Genomic DNA, 16,066 nt, shown 5'->3' with positions numbered 1-16,066 from the left:
GCGGGAACCCTCACGCGGGGCAGGCCAGGTGACCGGGATGACGTTGACGCGGGCGAAGTGGGTGCCGATCACCGCTTCGTGGAGTGTCCAGCGATGGCGCGGCCGCCTTCGACACCATCCAGCCGGCCTGACGTACTCAGATGCCGGCGCGTGACAGGCTGTTGCCGATTCGTCGGAGGATGCCAGATCCCCCTAGCACCCGCCTCGTACTACGACCGCCACACCGAGGGCGCCGACGGCCTGCTGACCGGCCCGGACAAGGAGCTTCTACGGGCCTTCGTGCAGGCCGGCATCGGCCGGGCCCATCCGGAAACTGGTGAACCGTACTTCAAGCCCTCCGCGTTCGACCGAGCAGCAGAACGGCCCCGCCGTCGCCGTCGCGTCCGGTGAGAGGTACGCGAGGCGGACCATCCGCCAGGGCCCGTCACCGCTGCGGGCGCGGACTGTCAGCGCGTCGCCTGAGCGGCTGACCCGCACGGTGACCGGCCCGCCCGCCCACTCCGGAACGGGGGCCATCGACCAGTCCGAGGTGCCGTGGGTGACCACGGCCCCCAGATGGGGGGCACCGTCGGTGGCCTCGACGCCCGCTTTGATCCATGTCGTCTCGTCGACGCGGACCAGCACCCCGGCCTGGTCGTACAGGACGGTGAGGTCAGCCTCGAAGGTCACTTCGACCGCGGCCCCCACCGGGAAGTCGGCGAGCAGCGCATGACCGTCGTCGTGGATGAACCCGTAGCTGGTAAGGCGCCAGAAGTCGCTGCCGTCCTTCGTGGTCACGACCAGGTCGTCGCCGTCGTGCCGCACCGCGGCCGGCGGGTTGAGCCATCCGGCCTCGTTCCACCGCACAGTCTTGTTCACGCTCACAGCGCTCCTTCTCTTTAACGTTTCCGCAGGCCGGCGGCCTGCGGTAATGGCGATGTCGCGCCGTTTCGATCATGGTGAGGATGTTGTGGACACCGGGTGGCACCCGTGCCGCGCCCGATCTCGTCGAGCAGTGTTGCAGGGTCCACCCGCGTCGCCTCCCACGGAACCCGCCCGAGATGCCGGCGTGCGGGTGGGCGGTCAGTCGCTGAGGAAGGCGGTCACCTGGGCGGCGAAGTCCTCGGCGTGCTGGAAGAGGAAGGCGTGGCCGGCATCGCTGTAGGCGACGAGGGTGGCGTTGGGTAGGTGCTGGACGGCGGTGTAGGCGGCCAGCGCCGGGATCATGGCATCCTGCATGCCGGTGGCGTACAGGACGGGCTGCCCGATGGCCGCCAGATCGGCCCGCACCTGCTCGAAGGGGGTCGACGCGTCCTTCTGGATCGCGGCGATCTGGCCCATGGCCGCGGCCTGGGACACGTCGGGGAGTCCGGCGGCCAACCGGGTGGCGGCCCGGGCGAGGTATGCGTGACCGGCGGTGCGTCCGGTGTCCGTCTCGGGGAAGAACAGGAACACCAGGTCGTCGTCGGTGACTTCGGGCTTGGTCATGGTGGCCCCGACCTTCGGGTTCGGGGCGGGCACGCCGGGCACCGTGCCGCCGGGGCCGGCGGCCGCCACGACCAGCTTGCGCACCAGGTCGGGCCGCCGGAGGGCGAGGTGCTGGGCGACGGTGCCGCCCAGCGTCCAGCCGAGCAGGTCGACCCGGTCCAGGCCGAGAGCCTCGATGAATTCGAGGGTGCCGTCGGCGAGTCCTTCGACGGAGTCGGCCGGGGTGCCGGTGGTGTAGCCGGTGCCGACGTTGTCGAACACGATCACGTCGTGGTCGGCGGCGAGGTGCTCCAGGAACTGCGGATCCCACGAGTCCAGGGTGCCCCGGACCCGGTTGAGCAGGACCAGCGGAGTGCCGCGGCGCGGGCCGATGCGCCGGTAGGTGAAGACGGCGGAGGGGCCTTCCAGGGTGAGGTCCTCGGCCGCGTCTGCCAGATAGGTGCTCATGGCGGGCTTCTCTTTCCTGTCGCTGTGTCGTGCTGGGGCGGTCAGGCGGGTAGCCGGTTCTGCTTGCGCAGTTGCTGGTCGAACATCCGGGCCGGGACCAGGCGGCGCATGATGCGGACGCGTCCGGTCATGACGCCGGCGGTGTAGCGCAGCTTCGGCTTGGCGTCGGTGGCCGCCGCGACGATCTCCTTGGCGACGACGGTGGGGTCGTCGCCGTCCTTGACCGCGCCGGCCATGTACTCCTCGAAGACGTGCCGCTGCCTGGCGTAGACCTCCACGGGCTGGTCGGGCCGCACGCTGGCGGCGTCGAACGCGGTGCTGGTCCAGGCCGGCTCCACGAGCAGGACCCGCACGCCGTACTCGCGGACCTCGTGGTCGACGGACTCCGAGTGGCCCTCGACGGCATGCTTGGAGGCGGCGTAGGCCGCCATATAGGGCTGCGGCATGAACCCGACGATGGACGAGATGTTGATGACACGCCCGCCGCGCTGGGCGCGCATGTGCGGCAGGACGGCGTTGGTCATGCGGATCACGCCGAAGACGTTGATGTCGAAGAGGGCCTGCGCCTGCGCGGCGGAACTCTCCTCCGCGGCGCCCGCCGAGCCGATGCCCGCGTTGTTGACCAGGACGTCGATCCGGCCGAAGCGGTCGATCACCTCGCTGACCGCGGCGGTCACCGACTCGTCGCTGGTCACGTCCAGGTCGAGGAAGGTCACCCCCTCGAGGGGAACGACATGCCCTGTGTCGCGGCTGGTGCCGACCACTTCGTGGCCCGCCGCGGCCAGTGCGAGGGCCGCTGCCTTTCCGATGCCGGAGGACGCGCCCGTCCGACCGCATCGCTGCCGACCAGCCCTACTACTCGGGGAAGAAGAAGCATCACGGGATGAACGTGCAGGTCCTCGCGGATCCAGCCGGCCGTCTGATCCGGGCCTCGGACGCACTACCCGGATCCGTGCACGATCTGACTGCGGCCCGGACCCGCGGCATTCCCGATGCCCTGACCGCCGACGGCGTCAAGTGCTGGGCGGACAGCGATGATGGTTCATGGCGTCACCGACAGATCTGTCCCTTGGGCTGACTGACCGGAACCTCGTGTCCTTGCCTTGATCCGTCGGTCTGTCGGTGACGCCATCGCGCGTGGTCGGCCAGGGGCGTCGTGACTTCATAGGTGCTTGTGCAAGAAGACCCGTCACTGTCGTGTCCGCCTGCCCCGACCGGCCCGTGTTGCCCTGTCAGCACGATGAGAAGGCAGTAGCTCCCACATGATCAACCAGCAGCCCGAGAAGGAAGTCTTCGCCGGAGTCGACACCCACACCGACACCCACCATGCCGCCGTCGTGGATCCGCTGGGACGTCCACTCGGCGACCGAGAGTTTCCCACGACCACCCAGGGATACCGCGCCCTGTTGATGTGGCTCATCACGTTCGGCCACGTACAAGTGGCGGGTGTGGAGTGCACCGGCTCCCACGGCGCCGGACTGACGACGGTGCTGAGCGCGGCCGACCTGACGGTGGTCGAGGTCAACGCCCCCGACCGGGGCACCCAACACACCCGCGGCAAATCCGACCCGATCGATGCCTATGCCGCCGCCCGCGCCGCAGCCTCAGGACGAGCCACGGCCATCCCCAAGTCCCACACCGGCACGGTGGAAGCCCTTCGCCAGCTGCGTGTGGCCCGCGCGTCCGCGATCAAGGCCAGAACCCAGGCGATCAACCAACTCATCGGCCTGCGAGTAACCGCTCCCGAACCTCTGCGCGCATCGCTCACAGGGCTCACCCGCACCACCCTGGTCAACCGCTGCCTTCGGCTGCGGCCAGGAGTTGACCTCACCTGTCCCACGGAGGCCGCCCGCTACGCACTGCGCCAACTGGCACGCCGCATCCGCATGCTCACCGAGGAGATCGACGAGGTCACCGAACGCCTGACAATGCTCACCACGTCCGCCGGTCCTGAGCTCGTCCCACTGTTTGGCGTGAGCACAAAGACCGCCGGTCAGCTCCTGGTCACGGCCGGCGACAACCCCGAACGGCTGCGCACGGAAGCCGCGTTCGCCGCTCTGTGCGGCGCCGCTCCAGTTCCGGCTTCCTCCGGACGCACCGACCGACATCGACTCAGCCGAGGCGGAGACCGCCAGGCCAACCGCGCCCTCCACATGATCGCGGTAGTGCGGATGCGCTACTGCCCCCGCACTCGCGCCTACGTTGCGCGCCGCACCCAGCAGGGACTCTCCAAGAAGGACATCATCCGTTGCCTCAAACGCTTCATAGCCCGCGAGGTCTACCACGCGCTCACCCGCACCCACAACGGCAGCACCACTCCGTCGACTTGACTTCTATAAGAGCATCAAGGCGTATCAGGGCGCCGGCCCTGCGATCCGCGTGCCGATCCGGGGCAAGCACCTGCGCGGCTGGCGCCGACGTCACAACCACGATCACACCAAGATCCGCAGCCTCGGCGAACGCGCTACGGCCATCCTCAAGTCCTGGCGGCTCCTGCGGAAACTCCGCTGCAGCACCACCCGGATCACAGCCGCCGTCCGTGCCGTCGTCACCCTCGAACTCGCCACCTGATCAAGATGAAAAGGCTCCGTGGAGCATCGAATCAGCAGCAGGCAACATTGTTGCAGAAATTTTCCGGGGCGAACAGAGGTCGAGCTTTTTCAAATTTAACAATCCGGAACCCTGGAACGCTTCGTTAAACTCTCCACCTTGTCCGCCAACTTAAGATTCCCAGCAAGTCCGGTAATGTATTCAAAGTACTGGTCATGAGTTGTCGACTCTAATCCGTGAACGGGATTGAATCTCCAAGCCCTCCCTTCCCAATCGAAGAAAAGATGAGCATAGAATTCTGAATCCAAATCTCGTACGTCAATCGACAGGCCTTCCAGCTTATAAATCTGCACTTCAGCCTGCGTGCACGGCGGAACGCTGGGCAGCACGACAAGCGTCCCTCCGATGTTGGCCCCATATCTACTTACAGATCGACGCGAATAATTCGTCACGACGAGTACCGTCTCTTTTCTGTCAGGAGATATTAAGCTTGTATCGATCAGAGACGCTTGCTCCTTCTGTTCTCGCTTTCGGGCGATTTCACTTTGTTCCAATTGATCCCGGGTCGCCTGATACTGCAGGACACTGGACCACCCTGCAGCCGCAAGTCCCAAGGCACCGACCAGCACTGCAACAATCTGCCCCCACTCCACCCAAATCGATCGCCTCATGATTTCTCGACCCGTCACCCGCCTCCGGCGAGCAATATGAGCAAGGCGATCATGGTGCGGCATAGGTTGCAACCCCTTAGCGTGTAATTTTCGTGCCGGGAATTGGTTCCACGTTGGTAAGCAGTGCATCACAGCGCGCACGGGGCCGACAGCCTTTTCTGCTAAAAGCCCCTGCACAACGTCGCGAGGACCGTCGACGGGGCCGGGGACGGCGGGGGTGCCTATATGCCGTTCGTCAATCCTGCGCTGTCGGTTTTGGGGGTTTCGGTCCCGTTCATGCGGCGAGGGTGGGGGTTCGCGGCTCGTCGCACGTGCCGTCTCGGAGCATGGCGAACAGGACGCTGATGCGCTGGCGGGCGAGGCGGAAGAGGGCCTGGGTGTGGGTCTTTCCGCGGGCGCGTTGCTTGTCGTAATAGGTCCAGAAGGCGGGATCGGCGTTCACGCAGGCGAAGGCGGACAGGAACATGGCCCGCTTCAGCTGCCGGTTTCCGCCTCGGGGTGCGTGTTCGCCGTGGATCGAGGTTCCCGAGGACTTCGTCGTCGGGGCCAGGCCGGCGTAGGAGGCGAGGTGGGCGGCGGTGGGGAAGCTGGTGCCGTCGCCGACGGTGGGCAGCAGCACGGCGGCGGTCCTGACACCGACTCCCGGCACCGAGGTCAGGACCTGGGAAAGAGGGTGTGCCTCCAGCAGGGTGTTGATCTGGGTTTCCAGGGCCCGGCGCTGTTCGTGGACGGCACCAAGGGAGCGGACCAGGGAGGGAATGACGGTGTCGAGACGGCCGGTTCCGGGCGCGGTCACGGTCCGCACGTCCAGGGCGTCGAAGACCTCATCGATGAGCCGTGCGGCCATGCGCGTGGCCTTGGGGCGGATGAGCACGACGAGTCTGCGGCGGCCGGCTCTACGCAAGGCGGCTGGGGATCCGTGGCGTTCCAGCAGCCAGGTGACGGCCCGGTGGTCCAGGCACGGACCCGGAACCGCTCCGGCAGATCCCTCCACTGCACTCCCGTCCGGACCCGGTAGAGCACCCCGTTGATCACCCGACGGTGGTCACTCCACCGGCCCCGCAGGCCCCACCAGGAGGCAAGAACGACTCCAGCCGTTCCCACTCCGCATTCGTCAGATCCCCACGGCCCATACAGACAGCCCGACCCCAACACCCCACGCACGTCAGGAGATCCGAGAAGCATTGCCAGAATTCAGGCAGCACCAAAGGCGCCGTGAACCGCACCAAGACGATCAAGCGGCAGCGCTACGGACGAGCCGGCACGCAAGATGAGCCCACTTTGGGGTGAGCAGGCGCGGTTCAGCCCGGACAATCTTACCCTGCACCCGGCTTCACGGAACCTCCACGATTCGAGCTTGGTGTGTATTACAGTTTGTCCGCGCGACTTGTCATCTTGTGTCGCGCAAGGGGGCAGATGATGCAGGATCTCCTGCATGCCCAGGGTGCACCGTTGGGGGCTTTGTGCAGGAAATGATCAAGGGTTCGAATGTGGCCCTGGCGGACCTGAGCAGCGACGTAGGTTCGGTGATCGTCAGTCTGGGCTGGAGCAGCCCTACTGGCGAAGGTGACGCGGATGTGTCGGTCCTGCTGCTAGACGCGAGCGGCAAGGTGCGCAGCGACAGCGATTTCTACTTCTACAACCATCCGGTTGCCGCTGATGGGAGCGTGCAGCTTCTGGGCAAGACGCCGACGGCGGACGGCAGCGAGGACCGGATTAGTTTCGACCTCACCGCTGTGCCGTCCGGGGTCGACCGGATCGTCGTCGCTGCGAGCAGGTACGAGGGGGCCCGCTTCGGTGAGCTGGAGGACGTGAGGATCACGTTGGCCGACGCAGCCGGTGAGAGCCTTATGCGGTTCGCTGTCGATGACGCTGGCTCGGTGACGGCGGTCATCTTCGGCGAGCTGTACAGGCGGGGTGAGGGGTGGAAGTTCCGTGCCGTCGGGCAGGGTTACGAAACCGGACTTGCGGGGCTGGCGGCGGACTTCGGGGTCGATATCGAGGACGACGCAGTCGCGGACGCAGACGCGGAAGCAGGCCTAGACGCCGCCGAAGCCGACGCGCAGGCAGATGCAACGACCTTGGTGCCGCTCGAGGAGTCGCCCCAGACGACGCTCGAGGCCATTCCCGCTCCTCGCCGGTCTGACAGCGAGGTCGTTGAGCCGAAGAGGTCGACTACTCGCCCTCGCACCGCGAAGAAGAAGGTCATCCTCCCCAAGACGGTCAAGAAGACCCTGGCGGAGAACGACTCCTGGAAGACGGCCAGGCTTTTCCCGGTGTCGGCGCTCAAGAGCGACCGGGACCGGGAGATGCGTGCCACCTCGGTGTTGCTGTCGGTGATGGCGCAGGTACCAGAGTTCAGCAGGAGACTGACCGCAGGGTTCGGGGCTCCCGCGGGCCGGATGGAGACGTTCACGGAGGTCTCCATGCCTCATGGTGACAGTCCGCGGCGCCCGGACGGGGTGATCCGCGTGGAGCGAGCCGGCAAGTTGTGGACCGCGCTGGTCGAGACGAAGACTAATGGCAACGCGCTCAAAGCCGAACAGGTTCAGGCCTACATGGACATCGCCGCGCGCCGCGGTTACGAGGCGGTGATCACACTGACGAACGATGTCGCGCTGGAGGGCAGTCCGCTTGTCGACGTCAAGATCGACAAGCGGCGCAAGCACAAGGTGGCCCTCTGGCACTTGTCCTGGGCGGAAGTCACCTACCAGGCACAGATGCTGATCAGGCACGAGGGAGTAAGCAACGCGGCGCACGCCTGGCTGCTGCAGGAGCTGCTGCACTACCTGCAGCATGAGAACTCCGGCTGCCACGGGTTCCAGAACATGGGGTCCGCCTGGGTCCCCGTGCGTAACGGGCTCGACGACGAAACTCTCTGCCAGGGCGATGCGCGAGCTCTGGAGGTGGTCGAGAGCTGGGAGCGGCTGATCCGTCAGGTCTGCCTCAGACTGGGCGGCGAACTCGGACAGAAAGTACTGCCCGTCCAGCGTGCCAAGCGCGGAACGGATCCCAATGAACGCCGGAACTGCCTCGCTGACCAACTCTGCCTCGATGGACGAATCCAGGCGGAACTGCGCATCGACGGCACCCCTGGAGTCTTGGCCGTGAACGCCGACCTGCGCACCGGCAAACTGCGCACTTCGATCGAAATCCCGGCCCCCGAGCAAGGCTATCCCCTGAGCTGGGCAAAGCGGCTCGTCCGACGTCTGGCCGAGGCACCGGCAGACCTGCACGTCGAATCTCTGGTCGACAGCGAAACCGGTGGTCCGCGCGGAACGCTGGAGCGGCTCCGTCCTGAGCCGGCGGATCTGCTTCCCAAGGATAACGGCACCAAGATCACCGGTTTCCGCCTGTCACTGCTCAAGAGCATGGGAAGCGGCCGCGGCAACGCCGAGACCGGCTTCATCCGCAGCGTCGACGACGCCGTGCACCGCTTCTACACCAACGTGGTAGTCCACCTGGACGCTCCGACAGCGCGCCGAACACCTTCCAAGGAGCGCGCAGCAGCGGGATGACGCCTGGGCATAGGCAGCAGCAACGCCGCCCGTGTCCAACGCCCGAGCGTCTTCCTGCACGGGCCCGCTCTCGACCCGAGTTCCGCACAGGGGCGCTCGCACAACCCAGCGCCACGCCGTCTGCCATTCCCTGTGCATATTCGACCTCGTGCACGGTAGGCATCACCGCAGGTCAGCGGCTTGCGCCTTCGCGACGCCCAGGCCGTTGACCTGCACGGATGTGGCGACGGCTCCATCGTGCACGAGGCCGATTGTCCAAACGGCAGTGTTTGCAGCCGAGATGGCAAACTTTGGTACATGCTCGGAAGCGGGGGAAGACGGAGGCCGGGTCAACCTGGTGCACACCCAGTGCGTCGAGGCTGAACCGCTCACTGCGGTGGCTACTAACTGACGGTGAGCCGCTGGGGGCTGCGTGAGGTTGTGCCAGCCCGCCAGGCGACCGTCTCCCCCGGTTCCCGCCAGGCGCAAACCGGGGAAGCAGGCGGCCGGCCGGTGCAAGGCGAGCTTGAGCTCCATACGGGGGCGAGCCACGCACCGAAGCAGTAGTGGGGCCCGCGCCGAAGGAGAGCGTGGGGACCTCCAGCGGGGCGCACAGGTCATGGAAGGTGGCGAGCGGGAAGATCTTCGGGTCGCGGTTGGTCATGCTGCAGTCGGCAAGCACGATCGCTCCGGCCAGGATCGTCACCCCCGCCGACTTCAACGTCCCTGACGAGGGTGGCGGCGGAGAAGAGGCGGAGCCTCAGGCGGCGGAGCTCCCACACCGTCACCCCGTCCAGGTCCACGATCACACAACCTGTGGCGTCCCGGGCCGCGTTCTTGGCCAGATCCCGGACGTGCTCGCGCACTTCGGCCAGCGCGGCCCGGATCGAGTGGAGGGCCGTCGGCCCGGCCGCGGCACGGGTGTCGATGAGGCGGGAGACCGTCGGGTCGGAGGCCACGGGGCCGAACACGGCCGGCTGGGCCCGGGGCATGGCGACATCCGCGAGGCAGTTCCCGCCCAGCGCGACCGTGAGGGCAACGTCCAGCTGGACCTTGCCTGGATCGTGCACCGCCCGGGGGCGGCGCCAAACTCTCATCGCCGCCGTCATCTCCTGGTCCAACCCGGCCCTGCGAGCGGTCTCAACCAAGAGCACGGCACCGGCCTGAGACACCACCGGCCGGCCGCCGCCCAGGATATGGACGCGTGGATAGGACCCAATACGCTCTTGACCTGTGGGAGCGGATGGCGCCGCTTCTACCGCCCGCTCCCGAACGGCGCCACCGCCACCCGGGCCGACTACGTGTTCCCGACCGAGCGGCCCTTCGCGGGCGTCAGATACGTCTTGCGGACCGGTGTCGCCTGGCGCGATGTCCCGGGTCCACCGGCGGGGCCGGTGCCCGCGAGGATGACTCTGCGCACGAGGTCGGGTTCCTCTGCCTCGATAACCTGGGCCATGAAGCCGCCCATCGACAGGCCGAGCAGGTCGAACCGAGTGCCCGGATCAACGGCACGGTATCGCGGGCCATCGCTGACCTGTCACAATGAAGTTAGTCGGGTGGGTCTGGCTGACCTGCGCGGACTATGTTCGGTGAGACAGGCTCCGCGAGGGTCCGTGGCGGATTTCGTCTGACAACGCTGCGCGGTGGTGACGCCCCTTCATTGCTCGCTGCCGACATGACGCGCTTCGAGCCATGCTGCCTCGAACTCGGCTGGGCGGATTTCCATGTCAGCCCACTCAGGGTCAAATAGGTCCACAACCGGCGGATTGAACGGCCAGTCGTCTGGGCCGCTCCTCAGCGCGGTTCCGTTGTCACTGAGCTCCACCTGGCGCAACCTGCGGCCGTCGGAGCCGACCTCCATGAGGTAGGTCGCTGGTTCATCGCCGTCGCCGTCCCAGCGGCGCCGGAGGTGCACGATGCTCCGATCGGCGAGCGCGCCGAAACCGGGGCGGCCGCGCTGGGCGTCGCGCTTGGCCCGCAGCCCGTCCAGGCCCGGAGGCATGGTCGGCTCGTCAATGTCGACTTCGTCCAGGTCCGGGTCAGCCCGCTCGATGGCCTCCGGACTGTCGACCACCTCGACCTCCTCGAAGGTCTCAAGGATCTTTCGGGGCGATCGCGCGTGGACCCACCACCACGCACCGCCCATGCCGTAATCGTGCAGGACGAGAAAGCGCGACTTCGGCGCGGGGGGAGGGCTTGTCATACCGGCCGAGGGTAGTGGGCCTGTTGCGCCGCCGACCGCCTCCTGAATCGCAGTACGGATCCAACGAGACCCCCCGTGGGAGTGCGATTGACCTTCAAGATGGGCTATCGCAGTGGCCCTTGCTCGTCGACGAACACGGTGGGTGTGGAGAGGAAGACATCGGCGTTCCTCGGGCCGTAGGCGATGTTGAACGTGTCCAGCCAGTACGACCAGTCCTGCATCCCTGACGCACTGCTGAAGCGGTAGTTGAGCTGCCAGCGGACCCACTGGCCGGGGGCGAGTCGCACTGCCGGAGGCCGTCGCGGCCGGGGCGGCAGGCCGAATAGCGGTTCTACTCGGGGAAAGACCCGCAGCCGTCCGTCGGCTTCGCGGAGCTGAACATCGACTTTTCCGGGATCTTCCTGGGTGTCGTAGGGCTCGAAGTCGTCTCGCTCGTGCATGCGAATCACGTGTGCGGAACCGGCCGTGGCATGGGGCAACGCGAAGCCGATCGGGGCCGCGTTCCTGCGCGAGGCAGCCGGCCCTCCCCGAGATTGCTTCGTCCAGAACGTCCGTATCCACTGAACGGTGATCTCCATGGCCTGCCCCGCCGTTTCATTGAGGAACTCACTGTATGTCCGTGCTCAGGAACCACCCCGGGATCGGCATCCAGAAGCACAAGCCTGTCCCGTTCCAGCCAGGACTCGAAGCCGATGTGCTGCCTGGTCGTCGCCGCCCAGTACCAACCCGCGAAGTGACGCTCACCCCGCGACCAGCGAAACGGCCGCACCGGAGCCGCCTCCTCGAACCGGGCCGTCACACAGTCCAGCAGCGGCCGCCGCAGCCGCTTGCGCACAGCGTCCACGTACGACAGCTCAACGTACGTCTCCGCACGATCCACCCCAGCCGGTACAGCCATCCAGCACCCCCAGCGCGATCACCCGAACGGCTAGGTTCGCTGAGACGGAAGACAGAACGACTGGGTTCGCTGAGTAAACGACTCGATTGGATGAGAGCGGTCAATCGTCTCGATGGTGTCGGGTGTGGAGCCACCGGACGCGCCGACGCCGCGGTTTTCGTAGGTGATCACGCGGCGTCGGGCCGCCAGGCCGTCGCCGGGCAGGAGATGACATGACCGACAGTGTGCCCCGTTCATGATGCCCTGCCGATCACGGTGACCATGCCCTTGAGGGACATCGTGGGGTATGTCGTGCGGGCTGACAGGGCAGCGTGCGAGGGGCGGATGTGCATAAGTCGGGTGCACCTGTCAGTGGCACGGTCAAGCGGCGGCGACACTGTTGATCACCGAGTTGACCCGTGCCCGAGCCGAGTCACCGGACCGTCGCGCCTTCCCGCGCGGCCACCGGGCCGACCGGGACGCGTCCACATCGGTACGCGATGCCGACCAAAAGGAAAGACCTCCCTTGAACCGACCACCGTTTTCACCCGATGTCGCCCTGTCGGCCAGACGGGCACTGGGGATGTCGCCTCAGCAGGTGGCGGAGCACATGAACGCGTGCGGGGTGCCCACCGACGTCTCCCTCGTCCATGCATGGGAAAGCGGCGAACACGGTCCCGCCGAAAACGAGTTGATAGCTCTGGCCGACGTGCTCTGGTGCCGGACCACGGAGCTGATGGGGATCGGGGAACCCCGCACGTTGACGCAGCACCGTCTGGCGCGACAGTTCACCACGGCCAAATTGGCTCGCTCCATCGGAATGGACACGGTCCGTTACGAGCGGGCAGAGCAGCAGGGGGTGTGGCCCGGTGACGAGCGGCAGACAGCCGCCCTGTTGCGGCTGCTGAACCTCACTCCGCTCCAGCTGTCCAAGGTCACCGCGCAGGCTGATCCGTCATGGCCGGCAGCCTCAATACCGGCCAAGTCGAATCCGAGCCGCGTGCGTTCACGTTGAGGGCCGGCGCACGCTGGCACGCTGCCCCCGCCTTCGATGAACATGACCGTGAGGCGGGCGCGGGCCGCTGCCCTACCGCATGCCGTTCCCGGCGTGTGCCGCACGCCGCGATCGCGGACCCCGCCCGGGGGCGGGCGTACACCTCTGCCAGCGGCACGAAGTGAGCCGCCCGGCGTCGTCCACCACCAGACCGTCGTACGCGCTGCGCCAGGACTCGCCGGCAAGTTTGCATCCGGCCGTCAGTGGTCTGCAGCATGATGCGGGGCAGGTGACGGCCTGCCCGACAGGGGGCTTTCGAGGCCGTCCTGGATGAGGGGGTGCTGTGCGCAGGCCGGTCACGGGCGAGGTCCATGTTCACTGCGGTCAGATTTACGTCGAGAGCGATCCAGCTGGCACGACCCCGGGCCTCCCGGAGGCATTCGCGGGCCAGAACGGCGGGTTGTGCGGGGCCGCGGTCCCGGGCGCGCTCTGGCTGAACACCGGACTGCACACGGGCAACGTCGGCTTTGTCGTGGAGGTCCACGACGCACCCCCTGCGCTGGATCCGGCTTGGGAAGACGTGGTGGAGGTGTCCTTCCTGCCGGTGTCGGAACGCACCAGCCTGGTGCAGTGGGCGGGCGAGGCCGCGTGGGCCCTGGACCTTCCTCAGACTGACTACCGGGTACGGTACTGCGCACGGGGGATGGACGAGGGACGCGAACGCGACACTCGAGTGACCGGGGAGCCGCAGGCGGACAGCTACCTCCTGCAGTTCTGGCCCGCGCCGCCCCGCCCGGACCGGGTGATCCACCAGACCTCACAAAACGCCGCGTACTGGCACCGCTACGCGCGCGACCTTCCGCCACCGCCCACACCCGAGCAGCGCGCCGAGACCGAGCGCCTGGCTCGCCGGGCGCAGGAGCGGGCCGCCGAGGAACGGCGAGTGCACCACGAGCGCTGGCAATGGGGCGGACGGCTGCCGAGCCAGGCGCTGCGCGATGCCCGTGAGAGCAACGCCCTCGGCCTGCTCCGCTTCGACAGCGATCTGGTGCACGCTATCGACGCGGTGGGTCCCGGCGTCCAGCGTGCGGTGGCGCTGCTGGCCGCCCGACGGGCCTGCGAGGCGGCGGGCCTGACCGATGTGCAGTGGGTCGCCGAGGCGCTCACCGCGTTGGCGCACAAGCGTCCGCTGCCACCGCCGTTCGACGACACGGCCCGGATGTGGGAGACCCTGCGCTGCGATCCTCGCGTACCGGAGCGGTCGGTGCTCGAGGCGATACCTCCGGAGCGACCGCCCTACCGGCCGCCGGCCCCTTCGGACCGGGCGCTGCACCAGCAGCAGGCTCCTCCGGCGGCGGCGACGGCCGGAGGAAGGAGAAAGTGGGTCTCGGCCATGGAGTCGGGCCAGGACCCACCGAGCCGGCCGGGCCTCGGCCGGGCACTCGGCATGCTCGCACCGGCGGCGCCCGCCGGCCGGAGCACGACACCGGCCACAGGCTCGGGACACGATGCTGCCGTGGTCCACACCTTCGGTACCCCGTGCGAACCCTCGCAGATCGCACAGCCCTACTTTGCCCTCCCCGCGGTGCTGGCGGCAGCCGAGCCCGTCCCGCTCAAAGCGGCACTGGACGCGGTGTGGCACGCGGTGGGCACCTATGGCGAGCGCTACCCGGAACTACTGGAAGAGATCCGCTCGGCGTGCGCCGAGGGGACGGAGGAGTAGACCGCCTCTCCGTTGCTGCCGGCCGACACGGCGACCGGCGCGCAGCTGGGAATCCTGCCACTTTAGTACTGCCGCGCAGCCGTTCGGTGGCGCCGAAACAGCTGCGCCCAACCGGCCGACCGCCTAGTACTCCAGTCGTGCTTCTTCATTTGTCCTGGTCACAGGGGCTTTTTGGAGCCTAGTGGGCTGACGCTCCATCAGGTAGGTGGAGGTTCGTGACTCACCCGATCGGGGCGCGTGCGGCGCTGGTAGTGGCAGTGGCGAGCGAGGGCCTGGTGTCGTCGGCGCCAGCGGGACCAGTAGAGCCGACGGGTGGGTGACCGGTGCCGGATTGCTGGGGGATGGGTAAGGTCCAGGAGCCGTCGGATTTCTGCCACGGTGAGGGGAACGAGGCTGCTCGAACCGTTTCTGCAGCCCCCTTTTCGAGGGCGTGGGCTGTCATCGCGGCCAGGAAGGCGTGCGCGAGCATCGCCAAGGTGATGTGACGGTACCAGCCGACGTAGCGACGGACTTCGTACTGGTCCAGGCCGCACTCGTTCTTCGCGGCCTGGAAGCACTCCTCGATAGCCCACCGTGCGCCGGCCACCCGAATAAGCTCGGTGATGGTCGCGCCGACTGGCGCGAAAGCCAGGTAGTAGGCGATCTCCTCGGGACGCGCCAGGCTGCGGCGGGCCAGCACCCAGCGGTCATGGGTGGACTCCGCGCCGTCGGCGGCGGGCAGCTTGGCCGCGGCCCAGTCATAAACCCGCGGCCCCTTTGCACCCTCGCCGCAGGAGATCCGCTCCCAGGCATCGGCCGGAGCTCCGGTCAGGACGTGGTCGATGCGCCAACTCCCGGCCGGCGACTTGACCTGTTGCGACTTGGGCACCGCCAGGACGTAGCCCACCCCGACCTCTTCCAGCATTCGGCGGAAATGCTGTTCCTGCCCGTAAGCCGCATCCGCGGTGACCCAGGCGATCGGCAGGGCGGAGTCCAGCGCCCGCTGGACCATGGCGCGTGCAAGTTCCGGCTTGGTCGCGAAGGGCTTGCCCTCGGGGATCCGGGCCGCGTGGCAGCGATCGGGGTCCTCGGTCCATGACCTGGGCAGGTAGAGCTCGCGATCCACCAGGGCCCGGCCCTTGGCAGAGGCATAGGCGGCGAACACCCCGATCTGGCAATTCTCGGTGCGGCCGGCAGTGCCGGAGTATTGCCGTTGCACCCCGGCGGAAACGGTGCCCTTCTTCAGGAAGCCGGTGTCGTCGACGATCAGCACACCGTCCGGCCTCCCGAGCCGCTCGGCCACGTAGTTCTGCAGATCGTCGCGGATCTCGTCCGGATCCCACTGGCACCATGACAGCAGCCGCTGCAACCCGTACGGGGTGTCGTGGCCCGCGTGCTCTGCTATTTGCCAGCTGTTCTTGCGGCCGACGGGGCCCAGCAGGCCGCGCACATAGTCCCGCATCCGACGCCGCGGCTCGACCCGGCCGAACCGCTCGCCAACCCGCAGCAGCAACGACTGCAACTCGGTTTCCCACAGCCCTACTTCGACATCACTCTCCATCTCCATGACTGGTTCAACGCGCCCCGATCGGGTGAGTCACGAACCTCCACCTACCTGATGGAGCGTCAGCCCACTAGACTCCAAGAAGCCCCTGTGA

9 protein-coding genes and 10 pseudogenes are annotated in these 16,066 nt (G+C 67.3%); 7 read left to right on the top strand and 12 right to left on the bottom strand.

Going from position 1 to position 16,066, the window contains the following annotated elements; genetic code table 11:
- Positions 1-267: 267 nt before the first annotated feature.
- From OG927_RS34875 to OG927_RS34865, 3 genes are all read right to left on the bottom strand, one after another.
- Positions 268-858 carry a DUF1349 domain-containing protein gene (locus OG927_RS34875; RefSeq protein ID WP_392930412.1) on the bottom strand — a complete coding sequence of 197 codons (591 nt, stop codon included), beginning with the start codon at positions 856-858 and terminating at the stop codon, positions 268-270.
- A gap of 204 nt (positions 859-1,062) precedes the next feature.
- The gene (locus OG927_RS34870; protein WP_330321523.1) at positions 1,063-1,914 is read right to left on the bottom strand and encodes an alpha/beta fold hydrolase; all 852 of its coding nucleotides are present in this window, start codon (positions 1,912-1,914) and stop codon (positions 1,063-1,065) included.
- Positions 1,915-1,955: 41 nt separating this feature from the next.
- A complete protein-coding gene (locus tag OG927_RS34865; protein ID WP_330321619.1) occupies positions 1,956-2,723 on the bottom strand; it encodes an oxidoreductase in 768 nt (255 codons plus the stop codon).
- Between the two features lie 14 nt (positions 2,724-2,737).
- On the opposite strand from OG927_RS34865, the pseudogene OG927_RS34860 reads away from it, so the two are divergent.
- The 3 genes and pseudogenes from OG927_RS34860 to OG927_RS36135 all read left to right on the top strand — a co-directional run.
- Positions 2,738-2,944: pseudogene (locus tag OG927_RS34860) on the top strand (transposase family protein); the annotation flags it as partial.
- Positions 2,945-3,176: 232 nt separating this feature from the next.
- On the top strand, positions 3,177-4,244 hold the full coding sequence (locus OG927_RS34855; protein WP_330321522.1) for an IS110 family RNA-guided transposase: 1,068 nt from the start codon (positions 3,177-3,179) through the stop codon (positions 4,242-4,244).
- Positions 4,245-4,365: 121 nt separating this feature from the next.
- A pseudogene (locus OG927_RS36135) lies at positions 4,366-4,485 on the top strand (IS5/IS1182 family transposase); the annotation flags it as partial.
- Between the two features lie 924 nt (positions 4,486-5,409).
- On the opposite strand, the pseudogene OG927_RS34845 reads toward OG927_RS36135, so the two are convergent.
- Positions 5,410-6,108 (bottom strand): annotated as a pseudogene (locus tag OG927_RS34845) (transposase); the annotation flags it as partial.
- Positions 6,063-6,268, bottom strand: a pseudogene (locus OG927_RS34840) (transposase); the annotation flags it as partial. The pseudogenes OG927_RS34845 and OG927_RS34840, both read right to left, overlap by 46 nt.
- A 339-nt stretch (positions 6,269-6,607) precedes the next feature.
- Between OG927_RS34840 and OG927_RS34835 the strand changes: the two are divergent.
- Positions 6,608-8,653 (top strand): TerD family protein, encoded by a 2,046-nt coding sequence (locus OG927_RS34835; protein WP_330321521.1) that lies wholly within the window; start codon positions 6,608-6,610, stop codon positions 8,651-8,653.
- Between the two features lie 383 nt (positions 8,654-9,036).
- Here OG927_RS34835 and OG927_RS34830 read toward each other — a convergent pair.
- Positions 9,037-9,357: pseudogene (locus OG927_RS34830) on the bottom strand (cytochrome P450); the annotation flags it as partial.
- A gap of 54 nt (positions 9,358-9,411) precedes the next feature.
- Positions 9,412-9,852, bottom strand: a pseudogene (locus OG927_RS34825) (transposase); the annotation flags it as partial.
- 23 nt (positions 9,853-9,875) lie between these two features.
- Between OG927_RS34825 and OG927_RS34820 the strand changes: the two are divergent.
- Positions 9,876-9,997: pseudogene (locus OG927_RS34820) on the top strand (IS5/IS1182 family transposase); the annotation flags it as partial.
- Here the strand turns inward: OG927_RS34820 and OG927_RS34815 are convergent.
- From OG927_RS34815 to OG927_RS34795, 4 genes and pseudogenes are all read right to left on the bottom strand, one after another.
- Positions 9,996-10,165, bottom strand: a pseudogene (locus tag OG927_RS34815) (alpha/beta fold hydrolase); the annotation flags it as partial. The pseudogenes OG927_RS34820 and OG927_RS34815 sit on opposite strands and share 2 nt — an antisense overlap.
- 124 nt (positions 10,166-10,289) lie before the next feature.
- Positions 10,290-10,778, bottom strand: a complete 489-nt coding sequence (locus tag OG927_RS34810) for a hypothetical protein (RefSeq protein ID WP_330321618.1) — start codon at positions 10,776-10,778, stop codon at positions 10,290-10,292.
- Between the two features lie 161 nt (positions 10,779-10,939).
- Positions 10,940-11,413 carry a hypothetical protein gene (locus tag OG927_RS34805; protein WP_124283424.1) on the bottom strand — a complete coding sequence of 158 codons (474 nt, stop codon included), beginning with the start codon at positions 11,411-11,413 and terminating at the stop codon, positions 10,940-10,942.
- A 422-nt stretch (positions 11,414-11,835) separates the two neighbouring features.
- A pseudogene (locus OG927_RS34795) lies at positions 11,836-11,928 on the bottom strand (alpha/beta fold hydrolase); the annotation flags it as partial.
- Between the two features lie 310 nt (positions 11,929-12,238).
- On the opposite strand from OG927_RS34795, the gene OG927_RS34790 reads away from it, so the two are divergent.
- Positions 12,239-12,727, top strand: a complete 489-nt coding sequence (locus tag OG927_RS34790) for a helix-turn-helix domain-containing protein (RefSeq protein WP_056792592.1) — start codon at positions 12,239-12,241, stop codon at positions 12,725-12,727.
- 322 nt (positions 12,728-13,049) lie between these two features.
- Positions 13,050-14,429: a hypothetical protein gene (locus tag OG927_RS34785; RefSeq protein WP_330321520.1), complete on the top strand. Its 1,380-nt coding sequence runs from the start codon at positions 13,050-13,052 to the stop codon at positions 14,427-14,429.
- Positions 14,430-14,829: 400 nt separating this feature from the next.
- On the opposite strand, the pseudogene OG927_RS34780 reads toward OG927_RS34785, so the two are convergent.
- Positions 14,830-15,969, bottom strand: a pseudogene (locus tag OG927_RS34780) (IS701 family transposase); the annotation flags it as partial.
- Positions 15,970-16,066 lie beyond the last annotated feature (97 nt).

The organism is Streptomyces clavifer (genome assembly GCF_036345975.1).
GTDB lineage: Bacteria > Actinomycetota > Actinomycetes > Streptomycetales > Streptomycetaceae > Streptomyces > Streptomyces clavifer.
The sequence above is the reverse complement of the archived record's forward strand: the minus strand, read 5'-3'. Positions and strand labels throughout refer to the sequence as shown.

What these genes read in the sequence shown, in the direction of transcription:
- OG927_RS34870 (WP_330321523.1), bottom strand. Translation starts at nt 1,914, where the DNA reads ATGAGCACCTATCTGGCAGACGCGGCCGAGGACCTCACCCTGGAAGGC.
- OG927_RS34855 (WP_330321522.1), top strand. Translation starts at nt 3,177, where the DNA reads ATGATCAACCAGCAGCCCGAGAAGGAAGTCTTCGCCGGAGTCGACACC.
- OG927_RS34835 (WP_330321521.1), top strand. Translation starts at nt 6,608, where the DNA reads ATGATCAAGGGTTCGAATGTGGCCCTGGCGGACCTGAGCAGCGACGTA.
- OG927_RS34810 (WP_330321618.1), bottom strand. Translation starts at nt 10,778, where the DNA reads ATGGGCGGTGCGTGGTGGTGGGTCCACGCGCGATCGCCCCGAAAGATC.
- OG927_RS34805 (WP_124283424.1), bottom strand. Translation starts at nt 11,413, where the DNA reads ATGGAGATCACCGTTCAGTGGATACGGACGTTCTGGACGAAGCAATCT.